Raw genomic sequence first — 18,708 nt, 5'->3', positions numbered from 1 at the left:
CTCTCCCCTTCAGGGGAGAGGGTTGGGAGAGGGGAATGCGCGACGCTTCGTTGATTGAGCGGGCGAAGGCTGCGCGCAAGGCACCTACCCCCGCCGAGCAGAAGCTGTGGTTCGCGTTGCGGGCCGAGGGGTTCGCGGGCGTGAAGTTCCGGCGGCAGAAGGTGATCGGGCCGTATATAGCAGACTTTGCGGCTAACTCTCCGAAGCTGGTGTTGGAACTCGACGGCCACTTGCACGGCGACACCGCCGCTTACGACGCCGAACGCACCGCCTATTTGACGCAAGCCGGCTATCGGGTAGTGCGGTTTACCAATGCCGATGTGATGTACAATCTCGACGGCGTGTTGAGACAGTTGGAAGACGTTGTGAACAATCCCCTCTCCCAACCCTCTCCCCTGAAGGGGAGAGGGCTTTGACCGTCCGCCTTGCTGCTGCCTTCGCGAAAGGCCGGCCCGCGCTCGTGTGCTTCGTCACCGCCGGCGATCCTACGCCTGACGCGACGCCCGCCATTCTCGACGCGCTGGTCGCGGGGGGTGCGGACGTGATCGAACTGGGTATGCCGTTCACCGATCCGATGGCCGATGGCCCCGCGATCCAGTCGGCGAATATCCGGTCGCTGACGGCGGGGACGCGCACCATCGAGGTGTTGCGGATCGCCACGGAATTCCGGAAGCGCCATCCCGACGTACCGCTGGTGCTGATGGGCTATGCCAATCCGATGGTCCGGCGCGGGGCCGACTGGTTCGCGCAAGCCTGCGCCGCCGCTGGCGTCGACGGGGTGATCTGCGTCGACATCCCGCCCGAGGAAGACGACAGCCTTGGCGAACAGTTGCGCGAGCACGGTGTCGCCGCGATCCGGCTGGCCACGCCGACGACCGACGCCGCGCGGCTGCCGCAGGTATTGGCGGGGGCCGGCGGCTTTCTGTATTACGTTTCGGTCGCCGGGATCACCGGCAAGCAGCAGGCGGTGCAGGCGTCGATCGACGATGCCGTCGCCCGGCTGAAGGCCGCAACCGACCTGCCGATCGCGGTCGGCTTCGGCGTGCGCACGCCGGAACAGGCGGCGAATATCGCCCGCGTCGCCGACGGTGTCGTCGTCGGATCGGCGATTGTTGAAATTGTCGCTGAATACGGCGCGCAGGCCGCCGCCCCCGTCCAATCCTATATCGAAAGCCTCGCCGCTGCGATCCGCACGGCGAGCAGGAAACCCGCATGAGCTGGCTCAATCGCGTCCGCAACGCCCTGCCCTTCGTCGCTCGCAAGGAAACGCCCGATCACCTCTGGCATAAATGCAAGGGGTGCGGGCAGATGATCTTCAACAAGGAGTGGGAAGAGAATCTGCACGTCTGCCCGCAATGCGACCATCATGGCCGCATCGGGCCGAAGGAGCGGTTCCAGCAGCTGTTCGATGCCGGCAGCGTCGAGATCCTGCCCAATCCGAAGGTCGCCGAGGACCCGCTGAAGTTCCGCGACAGCAAACGCTATGTCGACCGGCTGAAGGCGGCGCGGACCGATACCGGCGAACAGGATGCGTATCAGAACGCCTATGGCACGATTGCTGGCCGGGCGTGCGTGATCGGCGTGCAGAATTTCGCGTTCATGGGCGGGTCGATGGGCCAGTTCGTGGGCGAGGCGTTCATCGCCGGGGTAGAGGCGGCGATCGCGCGCGGCGTGCCGTACATCGTCTTCACCGCCAGCGGCGGGGCGCGGATGCAGGAGGGCATTTTGAGCCTGATGCAGATGCCACGCACGACCGTGGCGATCGAGATGCTGCACGATGCCGGACTGCCCTATCTGGTGGTGCTGACCGATCCGACGTCGGGCGGGGTGATGGCGGCGTACGCGATGCTGGGCGACGTGCAGATCGCCGAGCCGAAGGCGACGCTGGCGTTCACCGGACGGCGCGTGATCGAGAGTACCATTCGTGAAAAGCTGCCCGACGATTTCCAGACGTCGGAATATTACCGCGACCATGGGTTGATCGACCGGGTGACGCATCGGCGCGATCTGCCCGCCGAACTGGCGCAGTTGATCGAGTTTCTGGGGCGCAAGGAAGCGGCTTGACGTTTTCGTTCCTCCCCGTTTCACGGGGAGGGGGACCATGCTCAGCATGGTGGAGGGGGATCGCCACGGGCGGAGCGTGTGCGGCGACGCCCCTCCACCACCGCTTCGCGGCGGTCCCCCTCCCCGCGTAGCGGGGAGGAGTTGCAAGTGCCCGATTTCGCTGTCTCGACCGATCCTGCGGTACAGACGCAGCTCGACCGGCTGACGTTGCTGTCGCCGGGGGCGGATATTCTCGGCCTCGACCGCATCACCCGGCTGCTGGCGCGGCTGGGCGATCCGCATCGCCATTTGCCGCCGGTGTTCCATGTCGCGGGCACCAATGGGAAGGGTTCGACCTGCGCCTATCTGCGCGCGGCGATCGAGGCGGCGGGGTTGCGGGCGCATGTCTATGCCAGCCCGCATCTGGTGCGCTTCAACGAACGCATCCGGCTGGCGGGTACGCTGATCGACGATGTCGCGCTGGCGGCGCTGCTGGGCGAGGTGCTCGATGCCGCCGACGGGATCGGGGCGAGTTTCTTCGAGATCACCACCGCCGCTGCGTTTCTTGCCTTTGCCCGGACGCCCGCCGATGCGTGCGTGATCGAAGTGGGTCTGGGCGGGCGGCTGGATGCGACCAACGTCCTGCCGGCACCGGCCGTCTGCGGCATTGCGGCGCTGGGGATCGATCACGAGGCGTTTCTGGGGTCGTCGCTGGTCGACATTGCCGGCGAGAAGGCGGGGATCGCCAAGCGCGGTGTGCCGGTCGTTACCCTCGCCTATCCGCCCGAGATCGCAGCGCGGATCGAGGCGACGGTCGATGCCGCGGGCGCGACGCTGCTTGCGCGGGGGTCGGCATGGGAATCGATCGACGGGCGGTACCGGGATGCGATGGGCACGCTCGACCTGCCCGAACCCGCGCTGGCCGGGGTGCATCAGCGCGACAATCTGGCGCTGGCGGCGGCGATGGTGCGACATCAGTCGGCGCTGGCGGTCTCCGATGCGGCGATCCGCACCGCCGCCAGTACCGCGCGCTGGCCGGCGCGGATGCAGCGCCTGCGCCCGCGCGGGCCGCTGACCGGGCGGGTCGATCCGCGCCATGGCGTGTGGCTCGACGGGGCGCACAACGAGTCCGCCGCGATCGAGGTTGCGCGGTGCTGGCCCCGGATCAGCCGGGGCGAGCGATCGGCGCTGGTGCTGGGAATGCTCGCCAACAAGGATGCCGGCGCGGTGCTGCGGCATCTGGGCGAGGTGGTCGACCATGTCGTCGCGGTGCCGGTGCCGGGTCATGCGCATCATGCACCGGCCGTGCTGGCGCGGCAGGCGCGGGCGATGGGGTTGCAGGCCGATGTCGCGACCGATCCGGCGGCGGCGCTCGATCTGTTGGCGCGGTCGGAACCGGAGGCGGTGTTGATCGCGGGGTCGCTGTATCTCGCTGGAACCGTGCTGTCGGCGAATGACGAGGTGCCGGTTTAGGTTTGTTCATGCGGAGGCGCGGAGACGCGGAGAAGAAGATATTTTCGCGCAGAGGCGCAAAGGACGCTAAGAAACAGTGTTTGCGGCGATAGCGGCTCGCCCATACTTTCTTGCGCGAAAAGGCTTCGCCGGGACCATGACGCCGGCCCGGAACACACCTTCTCAGCGTCCTTTGCGCCTTTGCGCGCTAAAAACCTTCTCCGCGTCTCCGCGCCTTCGCGTGAATCAACCCTTCCGAAGCTCGCGCCGCCACCGCACCCATTCGAGCAGCACGAACACCACCGCGACCAATCCCAGCGCGGCGGTGAAGCGGAACACCGGGGCATAGCCCATCTGTTCGACGGCCTCGCCCAGCCCCGCCCGGCCGAGCGAGCCGACCAGCAGAGTGAGCGACGACAGCAGCGCATATTGGACCGCGCTATGTTCCTTGCTGGCGATCGAGGAGAGATAGGCGACGAAGGCCGCGCCGGCCAAGCCGCCGGCGATATTCTCACCCGAGATCGCGACCATCAACCGCATCATCCGCGCATCGACGCCGAGGTTCAGCAGCCCGGTCGCGCCCGCCACCGCATCGATCACCGGCGCGCCCGATGCCAGATCGGCATAGAGCAGGTTGCTGGCCGCCGCGACGATCGCGCCGATCAACAGCGTCGGCATCCGCCCGAGTACCGCGAACAGGATGCCACCCAGCGACACGCCGAGGATGGTCATGCCGACGCCGAAGATCTTGGAGGCGAAGGCGACCTCGGCATTCGTGTAGTGGAGTTCCTCCAGATAGAAGGGATAGGCGAACGGCCCCCAGATCGAATCGCACAGGCGGTAGCTGAGGATCAGCCCCAACACGACGACCGCGCCGAACCCGAGCCGCCCGACCAGTTCGGACAGCGGCAGGATCAGCGCGCGATAGCCATGTTCGATGAAGCCGGACGTCGGTGCCGCCGCCCCGTCCCGGTTCCAGCCGAGCCATTCGGCCAGTTGCGCCTGCCGGTTCAGCCATGCCGCGGCCAGGGCGGGCACGACGACGGTGATGACGATGATCCACGGACCGGTCAGGCGGGTGAAATCGCCGACGCTGGGCGGGGTTTCGCCGGGCGCGACGTTCAGCACCCGCACCATGAACGCGCCAATGGTGAGGATCGCCCAGCCCCAGCACAGGCCGACGATGATGAGACCGGTGCGCTTGTCGCGGGCACTGGGGCCGATCGTCCCATCGACCGCCTGCTCGACGGCCGGGCGCGGCGTGTCGGGGGCGAACAGCGTCCCGACCAGCAGCGCGGCCATGAACAGGCCCATCACCGCATAGACCATCGGCCAGGTGATCGCATCGGCCAGCACCAGCGCCAGCGCCCCGCCGATCAGGGTCGCCAGCCGGTAGCCGAGCTGGTAGATCGACGACAGGATGCCGAGCGTCGCGCGTTCGTCGGCGACGTCGATCCGCCACGCATCGATCACGGTGTCCTGCGTCGCGGCGGCGAACGCGCCGACGACGGCGACCAGCGCGAACCAGCCGATCGCGACCGCCGGATCACTGAGCGACAGGGTGAGGAACGTCGCGACCAGCACCGCCTGGCACAGCAGCAGCCACGACTTGCGTCGTCCGAAGCGTTCGAGCAGCGGCAGGCGCAGCCGGTCGACGACCGGCGACCACAGGAATTTGAACGCCGCGATCAGCCCGATCCACGACAACAGGCCGATGGTGGCGAGGTTGATCTTCGCCTCCGCCAGCCAGGCGTTGAGCGTGCCGAGCAGCAACGTGAACGGCAGCCCGGCGGCAAGGCCGAACGCGAACATCGCCGCCGTCTTGCGATTGCCCAGCCCCATACGGATCAGCGCCAGCCCCTTGGGCGCGGCTTCGGTCATTCATGTCCTCCCGGAAGGGGCGCGACCGTAGATGGGGTTGGCGATGGCGGCAAGGCGGGGGCTACACCCCTCCGCCGACCCGATCCGTTTGGTTCGAGTAGCGATCGAGCCTGTCGAGAGCGCGTATCGAGAACGGGGTTCCGCTGGGGTGACCTATGACTGGACCGCTTGGGGCCAAACGTTCTCGACGGACGCTTCTCGACAGGCTCGAAGCTGCTCGAACCAAGCGGGAGTGTGGGGGAGGTATCGGCCGGCGAAAGCTACGCTGCCGTACGGAACAGGTTGAACCCGCTCGGCAACCGCCTCGGTAGTTTAGCCCCGCCGATGACCGCGTCGATCGCATCGATCGCGCTCAACAGGTCCTTTTGCGGATAGGGTTTGGCGAGACAGCCGGCCGCAAACACCTGCGCATCCAGCGGGCAGGCACCGGTCACCAGCAGGACCGGCATGCCGCGTTCGTGCGCCGCGCGCGCGACGTCCAACCCGCTGCCGTCCGACAGGTTGATGTCGACCAGTACCAGATCGAGATCGACACCGGATTGTAGCGTCGCCAGTGCGCCGGCGACGGTATCGACCGTCGCCGCGATCTCGAAACCCGACGCCCCGAGGAAGTGTTCGGTATCGAACGCGACCAAGGGTTCGTCCTCGACGACGAGGATCCGGTTGATGTGCCGCTTCTTGCGCCCGAACAACATTGCCCCACTCGCTTTCCACCGGGATGCATACAGCTTATACGAACCCACAAACTCGCGAAGGCGACGAAGGTACCGCTTCGGCTGAAACTTTCGTCACATCGCCGCAAACGGAAACCCTGACCATCGTTACCCCACCCGAATCCACGACCGAATCCCCCCGCGAAGGCCAGCGAATCGCCAAGCTGCTGGCGCGTGCCGGCGTCGCGTCGCGACGCGACATCGAACGCATGATTGCTGCCGGGCGCGTCGCGCTGGACGGTGTCGTGCTCGAAACGCCGGCGACCATCCTGTCCAATCTGAAAGGGGTGACCGTCGACGGCGCACCCGTCGCCGCGCCCGAACCGACCCGGCTGTTCCGATTCCACAAGCCGGCCGGAACGCTGACCGCCGAACGCGACGGTGCCGGGCGTCCGACCATCTACGATCGCCTGCCACGGGACCTGCCGCGGCTGATCCCGGTCGGACGGCTCGACCTGAATACCGAGGGGTTGTTGCTGATGACCACCGACGGCGAGTTCAAACGCCGTCTGGAACTGCCCGCGACCGGGGTCGAGCGGACCTATCGCGCGCGGGCCTATGGCGAGATCAGCCAGCAGCAGCTCGAAGACCTGATGATGGGGATCGAGATCGAGGGGGTGCGCTATGGCCCGATCAACGCCAATCTCGAACGCCGCACGGGGACGAACACCTGGATCGAGATGACGCTGACCGAGGGCAAGAACCGCGAGGTTCGCCGCGTGCTCGAACATCTCGGGCTGAAGGTGTCGCGCCTGATCCGTACCCGCTATGGCCCCTTCAATCTCGAAGACCTGCCCGAGGGCGAGGTCGACGAGATCAAGCAGCATGAACTGGTCGCGTTCCGCAAGACGCTGACCAACAAGCCGACCAGCAAGCCCGCGCCGGAAGGTGCCGATCCGGCGGCGCTCAAGGCGTGGAGGCGCGCGACGCCGCTGCCGCGTCCCGAACCGGTCGCGACGTCGCGCTTCGACGAACGCCGTCCGCGCACCGAGCGGGACGGACAGCGGTCGGGCTTCAGCGGTCGCCGTCCCGATCGCGACGGTCCGAACCGGGCGCAGGGCGACGGTGAGCGGAGCGGCTTCGGCGCACGGCCGCAGGGTGATGGCGAGCGGCGCAGCTTCGGCGCGCGGCCGCAGGGCGATGGCGAGCGGCGCAGCTTTGGTGCGCGACCACAGGGCGATGGCGAGCGGCGCAGCTTCGACGCGCGGCCGCAGGGCGATGGCGAGCGGCGCAGCTTCGGGGCGCGACCACAGGGCGATGGCGAACGGCGCAGCTTCGGCGCGCGGCCGCAGGGCGATGGCGAGCGGCGCAGCTTCGGCGCACGGCCGCAGGCCGATGGCGAACGACGCAGCTTCGGCGCACGGCCGCAGGGCGATGGTGAGCGGCGCAGCTTCGGCGCACGACCGCAGGCCGATGGCGAACGACGCAGCTTCGGCGCACGGCCACAGGGCGATGGCGAACGCCGGAGCTTCGGCGCGCGACCGCAGGGCGGCGGCGATCGGCCCGGCTTTGGCGACCGTCCGCAGCGCGCCGATGCGCGTCGCGTCGGCCCCCGCACCCATGCCACCGAGCGGCCGGTCGACCGCCGCGACGGCTTCGATCCGCTGGCGCAGGCCGGGCAGACGCCTGCCGAGCGGCGGCAACCGGGGCTGGGCGACCGCCGCGCCTATGGCGATCGGCCTGACAATGCGCGCACCCGCCGCGCCTCGGCCCATGCCGAGCGGCCGGGCTATGACGGGGTCGCGCGCCGGCCGCACGTCGAGCGTACGACCGAAGGCCCGCGCGGTCCGGTCGAAAAGCGGATGACGCGCGAACAGGCGTCCGATGTCGACCGGGCAAGCTTCGTCGAGCGGCCGAAACGCAAGCCGACCGGCTGGGCCAAGGCCACGCCAACGACCAAACCGGTCAAGGGCAAGCCGAAGGGCGGTGGCCGTCCCGGCGGGGGCAAACGCTGATGCGGGTCATTTCGGGACTGTGGCGCGGACGGCCGATCGTCGCGCCCAAGGGGGACGCGACCCGTCCGACGGCCGATCGCACGCGCGAGGCGCTATTTTCGATGTTGGCCAGCCGGGTCGGCAGCTTCGACGACCTGGCGGTCGCCGACCTGTTCGCCGGATCGGGCGCGCTGGGGATCGAGGCATTGTCGCGCGGTGCCGCGACCTGCCTGTTCGTCGAACAGGACCGCGCCGCGCTGGATGCGCTGCGTGCCAATCTGACCAAGCTGGACGCGGCGGGCGGCGACGTGCGGGCGACGTCGGTACTGGCGCTGGGACCGGCACCGCGTCCGCTCGACATCGTGATGATGGACCCGCCTTATGGCAGCGGGGCCGGCGCGGTGGCGGCGGACAAGCTGGCGCGGCTCGGCTGGATCGGGCCGGCGACCTGGGTCAGCATCGAGACCGCCAAAGCCGAGGTGCTCGACCTGCCGCGCTTCACCATCGATGCCGAGCGCGTCTATGGCAAGGCGCGGATCACCCTGTTGCGGCTGGCCGACGAAACCGAGTGACGATTAACCTTTTAGCGGTGAAGCTTCGCTAGGTCGAAGCCATGGCGGAACGAATGGAAACGGATCGATGGACAGCGCGCTCTACGCTCTGATCGTCAATGCCGTGGTCGCGGGGCTGTTCGCAGTCGCCTTTGCGATCATCCGCCTGTCCTATCCCGGACAGCGTCATGTGACGTGGTTCGTGCTGACCTATCTGATCGGCGGGCTGACGCCGATCAGCGAGATCGGCGTGCGGCTGACGCCGTTCACCACGCCGTTCATGCTGTTGAGCTATGGGTCGTTCCTGTGCAGTATCGCGTTGTTGCCGTTGGGAATGGCGGCGATGGCGGGGCGGCGACGGCCATGGCGGTGGGCGGCGCTGCTGGTGCTGCTCGGCATCGGGGTACGCGCCGCGATCTGGAACGGACCGCGCAACGAACTCTGGTATGAATTTGCCTATCAGGCCCCGTTCGCGATCGGGTCGGCGCTGGCGACGGCGCTGGCGGTCGATGCGGTCCGGCGGCGGCGTGGGCGATTGTGGCTGGCGCTCGGCATCGCCACCGGATTGATGACGCTGCATTTTCTGATCAAGCCGCTGTTCGCCGTGCTGTTCGGATCGGGGGCGTCGGCAAAGGAATATGCCGCAAGCAGCTATGCGCTGTTCTCGCAATCGATCGGCGGGATGCTCATCGTCTCCGTCGGGCTGCTGACGCTGTTGCTGGTCGTGCAGACCGCGCTGGGCCGGTCGATCGCTGAGGCGGAGACCGACCCGCTGACCGGTATCGCGAACCGGCGCGGCTTCGACCGGCGGGCGAAGGCGATGATCGCCGACGCGCGCACCGGTGACCAGCCATTGGCGGCGATCCTGTTCGACCTGGACCATTTCAAACGGGTCAACGATCAGTACGGGCACGCCACCGGCGATGCGGTGCTGCGTGCCTTTGCCCGGCTGCTGGTCGACCGCCTGCCGCGATCGGCGGCGATCGCGCGGCTGGGGGGCGAGGAATTCGTCGCGCTGCTCGACCGGACGACGTTGCGCGGGGCGTGGCTGGGCGCACAGTCGGTGCGCGCGACGCTGCCCGAAATCGCCAGCCACCTGCCGGCGATCACGATCAGTGCCGGACTGGCGGAATTGTCGGCCGACGACGATCTCGACCGTCTGCTCGAACGCGCCGATCGCGCTACCTATGATGCCAAGCGCGCCGGCCGCAACCGCATCCTGCCGGTGCCCGATCCGGTCAGCGCATGGGCCGACAGCGCCGGATGACGCCTAGAGCGTTTTTCGATCAGGTTGGATCATCGTCACGGTGGCGATTTCGGTTCGTGGAAAGGCGCAAGGAGGGCACGATGCCAAAGCATCGTGACCGACGAGCAACTCCGCCACGGACTGGAAGCGGCCCGCCGCGTAGCGGTCGCCCGCCGGGCGATGACGATGGTGCAACATGGTCGAAAACCGCTCTAACGGTCGCGCGGAACCAGTGCCAGCCCGATCAGGCTCGCCACCCCCGCCCCGGCCAGCACCACGCCGACCGACCACAGGCCGTAATCGATCGACAGCGCCTGCGCGATGCTGGGGGTCAGGCCGCCGCCGATCACGCCGCCGACGTTGAAGCCCATCGACGCACCCGTGTAGCGGACCCGCGCCGGGAACAGCGCCGGCAACCACGCGCCGAGCGGGCCATAGACGAACCCCATCATCAGCAGCGCGAACGAGAGCCATGCGCCGATCACGAACAACGACCCCGCCCCGACCATCGGCCCCAGCAGACCACCGGCGACGACGACGCCGATGCACCCGCCCGCCAGCACCCGCGCCGGGGTCGACCGGTCGGACAGCCAGCCCGCCAGCGCGATGCCGGCGGCCATGAACAGGATCGCGATCAACTGCGTTTGCAGGAACGCGCCGCGTGCATAGCCGAGCGTGTTCGTGCCATACCCTAGCACGAAGGTCGTCGCGATGTAGTAGAGCGCGAAACAGGCGACGACGCCGAAGGTCCCGGCCAGCGTCGCCCGCAAATGGCTGCCCGCCAGTTCGGCGATCGGCACGCTCGGCGGCGCTTCGTGCGCCAGCGCCTTCGCAAAGGCGGCGGTTTCGGTCAGCTTTACCCGCACCCAGAGCCCCAGCCCAACCAGCGCGACGCTGAACAGGAACGGCAGCCGCCAGCCCCAGGCGAGAAAATCCGCCTCCGACAGGGTCAGCCCCAGCAGCAGGAACAACCCGTTGGCGGCGATGAAGCCGACCGGCGCGCCCAGTTGCGGCACCATGCCGAACCGACCGCGCCAGCCCGGCGGCGCATTCTCGACGGCGAGCAACGCCGCCCCGCCCCATTCGCCGCCCAGCCCCAGCCCCTGCGCGAACCGGAGGGTGCACAGCAGCAGCGGCGCAACCCAGCCGACCTGCGCATAGGTCGGCAGGAACGCGATCAGCAGCGTCGAGCCGCCCATCAGCATCAGCGACGCGACCAGCGTCGATTTGCGGCCCAACCGGTCGCCGAAATGGCCGAACACGACCGCACCCAGCGGCCGGGCGATAAAGGCGAGGCCGATCGACAGGTAGCTCGCCATCAACTGTGCCGACGTGCTTTCGAGTGGAAAGAACAGCGATCCGAACACCAACGTCGCGGCGGTGGCATAGATATAGAAGTCGTAGAATTCGACCGAGGTGCCGATCAGGCTGGCGATCAGGATACGACGATGGGCGCGCATGGGATGTGGTTGGGCCATGCGCCCGCCTAGCGGGTTGCCGCCGGGGCGCAAGAAGGTTTCGTTGATGCCCGCTACGACGCAACTATCGCCACGAACGGCAAACGCACCCCTGCCCCGGCAGAGGTGCGCTGCTTCCGTCGTACCGTCCGTGCTTACTTGACGCTGGCAACCGCCACCGGCTGGAGTTGTGCGACTTGGACCTGCGCGTCGCGGCGCATTTCGGCGCGGCAGCGGTTTTCGTCGGCATAGCGACGCAGGCCGGACGCGCTCGAACGGCAGGCCGTCGTTGCGGCACGGTCGATGCGTGCGTCGAGGACGCGACGATGTTCGATCTTGGTCAGGTCCAGCCCGGCATAGGACACATGGACCGACACCGGCTCACGCACTTCGGCGTTCGCGGCCGACGACAGGCACGCGAAAGCGGTCGCCGCAAGGGCGATGATACGGATGTTCATGATGGTAGCTCCTGCGAAATCGGTGCCCGTCGCAGCGGCGGTCGCCCGCGGTTCGGGTGCCGCCGTCCACCGGCACCGCGCTGGTACTGCGCGATTATTGCAACGCAGCGAAGCGCCGATGGCAGGACGATGACGGTTCCGAAACAATTTCCTTGCTTGTCGCTTTACGCTTCGTTCCCTACCTGTTCGACGATGTCGCTTGCCCCTACCCCTGCCGATCCGCCCTATCTGCGCGGGCTGAACGAACCGCAGCGTGACGCGGTGCTGACCACCGACGGCCCGGTGCTGGTGTTGGCGGGCGCGGGTACCGGCAAGACGGCAGCGCTGACCGCGCGGCTGGCGCATCTCCTGTATACGCGCAAAGCCTATCCGTCCGAAATCCTGTCGGTGACCTTCACCAACAAGGCGGCGAAGGAGATGCGCGAGCGGGTCGGGCGGCTGGTCGGCGATCTGGTCGAAGGGATGCCGTGGCTGGGCACGTTCCACGCGATCGGCGCGAAGATGCTGCGGCGGCACGCTGAGTTGGTCGGACTGCAATCCAATTTCACCATCCTCGACACCGACGATCAGTTGCGCCTGCTGAAACAGCTGATCCTAGCCGCCGATCTCGATGAGAAAAGGTGGCCGGCGCGCAGCTTGGCCGGGCTGATCGACGGATGGAAGAACAAGGGGATGACCCCCGCCGATGTCGATGCGGGGGAAAGCGAACGGTTCGCCAATGGCCGCGGCGGCGAGATGTATCAACAATATCAGGACCGGTTGAAGGCGGTGAACGCCTGCGATTTCGGCGACCTGTTGCTGCACGTGCTGACGATCCTGCGCACCGACCGCGAGGTGCTGGCGCAGTATCAGCGGCGGTTCCGCTACATCATGGTCGACGAATATCAGGACACCAACAGTGTCCAGTATCTGTGGCTGCGGTTGCTGGCGCAGGAACGGCGCAATTTGTGCTGCGTCGGCGACGACGACCAGTCGATCTATTCGTGGCGGGGCGCGCAGGTCGAGAATATCCTGCGTTTCGAACGCGACTTTCCCGGCGCGAAGATCGTCCGCCTCGAACAGAATTACCGGTCGACGCCCCATATCCTCGGCGCGGCATCGGGCGTGATCGCGCATAATGGCGGACGGCTGGGTAAAACGCTGTGGACCGAATGCGATGTCGGCGAGAAGGTCCGCGTCATCGGCGTGTGGGACGGTCCCGAGGAGGCCCGCCGCGTCGGCGACACGATCGAACAGGTGCAGCGGGCGGGCAAGACGCTCGACGACTGTGCGATCCTCGTCCGCGCGCAGCATCAGACGCGCGAGTTCGAGGAACGCTTCATCGGCATCGGCATGCCGTATCGCATCGTCGGCGGCTTCCGCTTCTACGAACGCGCCGAAATCCGTGATGCGCTCGCCTATCTGCGCGTCGTCAACCAGCCTTCCGACGACCTCGCGTTCGAACGGATCGTCAACGTGCCCAAACGGGGGCTGGGCGACAAGGCGGTGCAGACGATCCATCGATACGCCCGCGCCACCGGATCATCGCTGATGACCGCCGCCGCGCGCATCCTCGATACCGATGAACTGACCGGGGCGGCGCGCAAGTCGCTCGGGCGGCTGGTCGGCGACTTCGCCCGCTGGCGCGACATGGCGCAGGGCCTGCCCCATGCCGAGCTGGCGCGGCAGTTGCTCGACGAAAGCGGCTATACCGCGATGTATCAGGCGGAAAAGACGGCGGAAGCGGCCGGGCGGCTGGAAAACCTGACCGAACTGGTCCGGGCGATGGAGGAATATGAGTCGCTCGGCGCGTTCCTAGAACACGTGTCGCTGGTCATGGACAACGAGGCGTCGGTGGAAGAGCCGAAGGTCACGATCATGACCATCCACGCCGCCAAGGGACTGGAATTCGACACGGTGTTCTGCGTCGGATGGGAGGAAGGCTTGTTCCCGTCGCAGCGCTCGCTCGACGAGGGCGGGACCGCGAGCCTCGAGGAGGAACGCCGCCTCGCCTATGTCGCGATCACCCGCGCGCGGCGGTTGGCCATGGTGTTCCATGCCGCCAATCGCCGCATCTATGGCCAGTGGAATTCGTCGCTGCCGTCGCGCTTCGTCGGCGAACTGCCGGCCGAGCATATCGATACGGAAACGACGATGGCGGGAGGCGAAAGCCTGTGGCGGGCGAATTGGAGCGAACGCGCCGATCCGTTCGCCGATGTCGCGCGCGGCACCGGGCGGGGTCCGGGCTGGCAGCGCGCCGCGTCGCAGGGGTCGACCTTCACCACCACCCCGGCACGCGTCGTCGAGGCGCGGGCGAGCGCGATCAGTCTGGGCAACAAGGGCCGCAGCGACCTGTCGACCGGGCAGCGCGTCTTCCATCAGAAGTTCGGGTATGGCACGATCGAGACGATCGAAGGCAACAAGCTGGAGGTATTGTTCGAAACCGCCGGTCAGAAGCGGGTACTGGACAGCTTTGTCACGCCGGGCTGAAGAGACGCCGCGACTGAACCTGTGCTTAACGTATGTCAGCGACCGGATAACCGGTTCGGTGTATGGAAAGGTCCACCACGTACGGACGGGAAGGAGGACCAGATGTCGATCGTCGACAACGCCGAATATTACCGCCGCCGGTTGGGCGAGGCGCGCACGCGGGCGGAAACCGCGCAACTGCCCGAAGTGCGGCGGGTGCATCGCGAGATGGCGGACCGCTATTCGGTCATGCTGCGCGATGCCGAACACGGCGGCATGCCCCGCCCGACGCTGGGCATCGTCCCGCGCGATTGACCGGTTGCGCCGACGGTCGCGAAGCGCAGGCAACCGCCGCGCGTGTCGGTCGTTCAGGTCGGACAATTTCCCGACGAGGATCGATCGATGCCCTATGTAAAGACCCGCGACGGTACCAGCCTGTTCGTGAAGGATTGGGGACAGGGTCGCCCGGTCGTACTGATCCATGGCTGGCCACTGTCAGCCGACAGCTGGGACCCGCAGGCGATGGCATTGGCCGATGCTGGCTATCGCGTCATTGCCTATGACCGGCGCGGTTTCGGGCGGTCGGACCAGCCCTGGTCGGGCTATGACTATGACACGCTGTCGGACGATCTGGCCGATGTCATGGCCGACACCGGCGTGACCGACGATGCCGCGCTTATCGGTTTCTCGATGGGGGGTGGCGAGGTCGCGCGCTACATGTCGCGCCATGGCGGCAAGGGCGTGACCCGCGTCGGCTTCATCGGGTCGGTCGTGCCGTACATGCTCCAGACCGACGACAATCCCGATGGCGTGCCGCAGGACCAGCTTCAGGAGATCGCCGACAATATCAAGGCGGATCGCGCGAAGTTCTTCCGTACCTTCTTCGACCAGTTCTATGGCGTCGGCTTCATCACCAGCCCGGTGAGCGAGGAAGTGCTCGACCTGTCGTGGAACACGGCGATGCTGGCGGGGCTCAAGCCGACGCTGGCCTGCGCGGAGTCGTTCGGGACCACCGATTTCCGGCCGGACCTGCCGTCGATCACCGTGCCGACGCTCATCATCCACGGCACGTCGGACCAGACCGTGCCGATCGACGCGACCGGGCGGGCTTTGGCCAGGGCGCTGCCGAACGCCGATCTGATCGAATATGACGGCGCGCCGCACGGCCTGTTCGCGACCGAGAGCGACCGGCTGACCGACGACCTGCTGGCGTTCCTCGGTCGGCGGTAAGCCAGTACGTCTCTACCCCCGTCATTCCCGCGCACGCGGGAATCCATAGACACCGTGGTCGCGATTGATCGACAACGCAGCGTTTATGGACCCCCGCCTTCGCGGGGGTGACGCGGGGGACGGCATGAAGTCGCTTCACAATACCCCCCAAGCCGATCTGCATTGCCCCAGCCCAACAGCGGACCTAAACCCCCACCTCATGTCCGCTTCTCCGCATCCCTTTTCCATCCCCGCGTTCCGCGCCTATTTCCTTGCCCGGCTGTCGAACACGCTGGCGCAGATCGCGATGGTCGTCGTCATCGGCTGGCAGGTGTACGACATCGCGCGCGAGACGATGACGATCCGGCAGTCGGCGTTTCAATTGGGGCTGATCGGCGTCGCGCAGTTCCTGCCGCTGCTGGTCCTGTCGCTGGTCGCGGGATGGGTCGCCGACCGGATCGACCGGCGCTGGATCGCGCGCGGGTCGGTCGCGCTGGAGGGTAGCTGCGCGCTGCTGCTGGCATGGCTGACCTATAGCGGCGCGATCACCCTGCCATGGCTGTTCTTCGTCGCGGCGATGCTGGGCGTCGCGCGCGCCTTTGCCGGGCCGGCGTTGCAGGCGCTCGCCCCCAATCTCGTCCCCGCAGCCGTCCTGCCCACCGCGATCGCGATGAGTTCGATCGCGTGGCAGGGCGGATCGGTGCTCGGGCCGGCGATGGGCGGCTATCTGTACGCGGCGGGTCATTACATTCCCTATGCCGTGTCGGCGGGGCTGTTCCTGTTCGGGCTGATCATGCTGTTCCTGATCCCGCCGATCCCGCGTGCGGTGATCGCGGGGAAGGCCAATCCGTGGCGGCAGATGCTCGACGGATTATCCTATGTCCGCCGCAACCGATTGGTGTTCGGCGCGATTTCGCTCGATCTGTTCGCGGTGTTGCTGGGCGGCGCGACGGCGATGCTGCCGATCTATGCCCGCGACATTCTCCAAATCGGCGCGGACGGCCTCGGCCATCTCCGCGCCGCGCCGGCGCTGGGCGCGGTGGTCGTTGCCGCCGTGTTCGCGGTCAAGCCGCTGTCGAAGGATGTCGGTGCCAAGATGCTGTTGTCGGTGATGGGCTTCGGGGCGGCGACCGCGCTGTTCGGGCTGTCCGCGCCGCTGCTGCTGCCAATATTCGGGCAAGCCGCGATCGGCAGCGACTTCGCGCCGGCCGTGCTGCTGGCGCTCGCCGCCCTGTTCGTCGTCGGTGCGACCGACATGGTGTCGGTCTATGTCCGCCAGTCGCTGATCCAGTTGCATACGCCCGACGCGATGCGCGGGCGGGTCGGCGCGGTGTCGACGCTGTTCGTGTCGGGATCGAACGAACTGGGCGAGGCACGCTCGGGCTTCCTCGCCGCGCTGGTCGGGCCAGTCGTCGCGGTTGCCGGCGGCGGCATCCTTGCGATCGGCGTCACCATGCTCTGGTCGCGCCTGTTCCCCGAATTGCGGGCCGCGCGTAGCTTCACGCCGCCCGAAGACCTCGAAGTCATCCCAAAGGAGACCCAGCCATGAAGGCCGATACCATCCTGCAAACGATCGGGAATACGCCGCATATCCGCGTGAAGCGGCTGTTCGGCGATGCCGAGGTGTGGATCAAGTCCGAGCGTTCCAACCCCGGCGGGTCGATCAAGGACCGCATTGCCCTTGCCATGATCGAGGCGGCCGAGGCATCGGGCGACCTGAAGCCCGGCGGTACGATCATCGAGCCGACCAGCGGCAATACCGGCGTCGGTCTGGCGATGGTCGCGGCGGTCAAGGGCTACCGGCTGGTACTGGTCATGCCCGAAAGCATGAGCATCGAGCGTCGCCGGCTGATGCTGGCCTATGGCGCGACCTTCGACCTGACGCCCCGCGAAAAGGGCATGAAGGGCGCGATCGAGCGCGCGCACGAACTGGCAGCGCAAAGCCCCGATGCGTGGATTCCCCAGCAGTTCGAAAACCCCGCGAACATCGACGTCCATGTCCGTACGACCGCACAGGAAATCCTGAACGACTTCGCCGATACGCCGATCGACGTCATCATCACCGGCGTCGGCACCGGCGGTCACATTACCGGCGTCGCCGAAACGCTGAAGGAGAAATGGCCGGAGCTGAAGGTCTATGCGGTCGAACCGGACCTGTCGCCGGTGATTTCGGGCGGGCAGCCGGGGCCGCACCCTATCCAAGGGATCGGTGCGGGCTTCGTCCCTGCCAACCTGCACACCCGCGCGATCGACGGCGTTATCAAGGTCGATGCGGCGGTCGCCAAGGACATGGCCCGGCGTTCCGCGAGCGAGGAAGGGATGCTGGTTGGCATCTCGTCGGGCGCGACGCTGGCGGCGATTCTGCAGAAGCTGCCCGACCTGCCCGATGGCGTGCGCGTGCTCGGCTTCAACTACGACACCGGCGAGCGTTATCTGTCGGTTCCCGACTTCCTGCCCGAACAATGAGCGAGCCGGCGGTGGTCGAACGGAGCAGGATCGGCAGCGGATCGATCGCGATCGACGGCGTCCTCGTGGCACTGTCGGTCGCGGCCGTCGCCGTGCCTGCGATCCTGATCCGGCCGACCCCGCCGATCCGGCCGGCGGCGCATTCCGCCGGACCGGGCCGCCAGAGCGTTGCGCAGGCCCCGGAAGCGCCGCCGCCCCCGGTGGAGCCGATCGAGTATCGCGCGCTGGAACCGGAGGACGCCCGCGCCTTCAATGCCAAGGTGCCGTTCGTTACCGGCCCCAACCCGGCGGCGCGACCGTTCCGCTTTGCTGGCGACCTCGACAATCGGTCCCGCGCGACCGACTGCCTCGCCGCCGCCGTGCTGTACGAGGCCGGCGACGATGCGAAGGGGCAGCGCGCCGTCGCACAGGTCGTGCTGAACCGACTGCGCCACCCGGCCTTTCCCAAAAGCGTGTGCGGCGTGGTGTTTCAGGGGTCGGAACGCACCACCGGTTGCCAGTTCACCTTCACCTGCGACGGGGCGTTGGCGCGCGCCTATCCGCAAGCCTATTGGGACCGGGCGCGCAAGGTCGCGGCGGCGGCACTGGCGGGCAACGTGTTCGCGCCGGTCGGCTATGCGACGCACTATCATACCGACTGGGTCGTCCCCTATTGGCAGTCGAGCCTCGACAAGATCGCGGCGGTCGATACGCACCTGTTTTTCCGCTGGGCCGGATGGTGGGGCACGCCCGGTGCGTTCCGCCGCGTCGTCGGCACGGTCGAACCGCGCATCGAACAGCTCGCTCCCTATTCCGCCGCGCACAAACTGCCCGAGGTACTGGCGGTCGAGCAGGAGGCCGGCGTGCTGAC

At 67.4% G+C, this 18,708-nt stretch carries 16 protein-coding genes and 1 pseudogene; 13 read left to right on the top strand and 4 right to left on the bottom strand.

What is annotated here, in order from left to right:
* Positions 1 to 35 precede the first annotated feature (35 nt).
* The 4 genes from ASE70_RS01290 (at position 36) to ASE70_RS01275 (ending at position 3,516) form a co-directional block, all read left to right on the top strand.
* On the top strand, positions 36 to 416 hold the full coding sequence (locus ASE70_RS01290) for an endonuclease domain-containing protein (RefSeq protein WP_082450484.1): 381 nt from the start codon (positions 36 to 38) through the stop codon (positions 414 to 416).
* Positions 413 to 1,216, top strand: coding sequence for a tryptophan synthase subunit alpha (gene trpA / locus ASE70_RS01285; protein WP_056500828.1), 804 nt, complete (start codon positions 413 to 415; stop codon positions 1,214 to 1,216). The genes ASE70_RS01290 and trpA overlap by 4 nt, the downstream gene beginning before the upstream one ends.
* Positions 1,213 to 2,064: an acetyl-CoA carboxylase, carboxyltransferase subunit beta gene (accD, locus tag ASE70_RS01280; protein ID WP_056500520.1), complete on the top strand. Its 852-nt coding sequence runs from the start codon at positions 1,213 to 1,215 to the stop codon at positions 2,062 to 2,064. The genes trpA and accD overlap by 4 nt, the downstream gene beginning before the upstream one ends.
* Before the next feature lie 147 nt (positions 2,065 to 2,211).
* On the top strand, positions 2,212 to 3,516 hold the full coding sequence (locus ASE70_RS01275) for a bifunctional folylpolyglutamate synthase/dihydrofolate synthase (RefSeq protein WP_056500825.1): 1,305 nt from the start codon (positions 2,212 to 2,214) through the stop codon (positions 3,514 to 3,516).
* A gap of 225 nt (positions 3,517 to 3,741) precedes the next feature.
* Here ASE70_RS01275 and ASE70_RS01270 read toward each other — a convergent pair whose 3' ends face one another.
* Complete coding sequence (locus ASE70_RS01270) at positions 3,742 to 5,376, bottom strand: AmpG family muropeptide MFS transporter (RefSeq protein WP_056500517.1); 1,635 nt, start codon at positions 5,374 to 5,376, stop codon at positions 3,742 to 3,744.
* A 260-nt stretch (positions 5,377 to 5,636) separates the two neighbouring features.
* A complete protein-coding gene (locus ASE70_RS01265; RefSeq protein WP_056500513.1) occupies positions 5,637 to 6,071 on the bottom strand; it encodes a response regulator in 435 nt (144 codons plus the stop codon).
* 227 nt (positions 6,072 to 6,298) lie between these two features.
* Here ASE70_RS01265 and ASE70_RS19015 point away from each other — a divergent pair, with 227 nt between their 5' ends.
* The 3 genes from ASE70_RS19015 (at position 6,299) to ASE70_RS01250 (ending at position 9,841) form a co-directional block, all read left to right on the top strand.
* Entirely contained in the window at positions 6,299 to 8,044 is a 1,746-nt protein-coding gene (locus ASE70_RS19015) for a pseudouridine synthase (RefSeq protein ID WP_235519504.1), read from the top strand.
* Positions 8,044 to 8,595, top strand: a complete 552-nt coding sequence (rsmD, locus tag ASE70_RS01255; RefSeq protein WP_056500511.1) for a 16S rRNA (guanine(966)-N(2))-methyltransferase RsmD — start codon at positions 8,044 to 8,046, stop codon at positions 8,593 to 8,595. Before ASE70_RS19015 ends, rsmD begins: the two co-directional genes overlap by 1 nt.
* A 67-nt stretch (positions 8,596 to 8,662) precedes the next feature.
* Complete coding sequence (locus ASE70_RS01250) at positions 8,663 to 9,841, top strand: GGDEF domain-containing protein (protein ID WP_056500507.1); 1,179 nt, start codon at positions 8,663 to 8,665, stop codon at positions 9,839 to 9,841.
* A 191-nt stretch (positions 9,842 to 10,032) separates the two neighbouring features.
* Here ASE70_RS01250 and ASE70_RS01245 read toward each other — a convergent pair whose 3' ends face one another.
* Positions 10,033 to 11,280: an MFS transporter gene (locus tag ASE70_RS01245; RefSeq protein ID WP_056500504.1), complete on the bottom strand. Its 1,248-nt coding sequence runs from the start codon at positions 11,278 to 11,280 to the stop codon at positions 10,033 to 10,035.
* A 152-nt stretch (positions 11,281 to 11,432) separates the two neighbouring features.
* Positions 11,433 to 11,735, bottom strand: a complete 303-nt coding sequence (locus ASE70_RS01240) for a UrcA family protein (protein WP_056500500.1) — start codon at positions 11,733 to 11,735, stop codon at positions 11,433 to 11,435.
* Between the two features lie 192 nt (positions 11,736 to 11,927).
* Between ASE70_RS01240 and ASE70_RS01235 the strand changes: the two genes are divergently transcribed.
* The 6 genes and pseudogenes from ASE70_RS01235 to ASE70_RS20485 all read left to right on the top strand — a co-directional run.
* Positions 11,928 to 14,204 (top strand): ATP-dependent helicase, encoded by a 2,277-nt coding sequence (locus ASE70_RS01235; RefSeq protein WP_056500496.1) that lies wholly within the window; start codon positions 11,928 to 11,930, stop codon positions 14,202 to 14,204.
* Positions 14,205 to 14,306: 102 nt separating this feature from the next.
* Complete coding sequence (locus ASE70_RS01230) at positions 14,307 to 14,498, top strand: hypothetical protein (RefSeq protein WP_056403865.1); 192 nt, start codon at positions 14,307 to 14,309, stop codon at positions 14,496 to 14,498.
* A gap of 87 nt (positions 14,499 to 14,585) precedes the next feature.
* Positions 14,586 to 15,413 (top strand): alpha/beta fold hydrolase, encoded by an 828-nt coding sequence (locus ASE70_RS01225; RefSeq protein WP_056500822.1) that lies wholly within the window; start codon positions 14,586 to 14,588, stop codon positions 15,411 to 15,413.
* A gap of 199 nt (positions 15,414 to 15,612) precedes the next feature.
* Positions 15,613 to 16,941, top strand: coding sequence for an MFS transporter (locus ASE70_RS01220; RefSeq protein WP_056500493.1), 1,329 nt, complete (start codon positions 15,613 to 15,615; stop codon positions 16,939 to 16,941).
* Positions 16,938 to 17,858 carry a cysteine synthase A gene (gene cysK, locus ASE70_RS01215; RefSeq protein ID WP_056500490.1) on the top strand — a complete coding sequence of 307 codons (921 nt, stop codon included), beginning with the start codon at positions 16,938 to 16,940 and terminating at the stop codon, positions 17,856 to 17,858. Before ASE70_RS01220 ends, cysK begins: the two co-directional genes overlap by 4 nt.
* Positions 17,855 to 18,550, top strand: a pseudogene (locus tag ASE70_RS20485) (cell wall hydrolase); the annotation flags it as partial. The gene cysK and the pseudogene ASE70_RS20485, both read left to right, overlap by 4 nt.
* Positions 18,551 to 18,708: the final 158 nt, after the last annotated feature.

It is taken from the genome of Sphingomonas sp. Leaf22 (assembly GCF_001421715.1).
GTDB lineage: Bacteria > Pseudomonadota > Alphaproteobacteria > Sphingomonadales > Sphingomonadaceae > Sphingomonas.
This window is presented reverse-complemented; position numbering and strand designations above follow the sequence as displayed.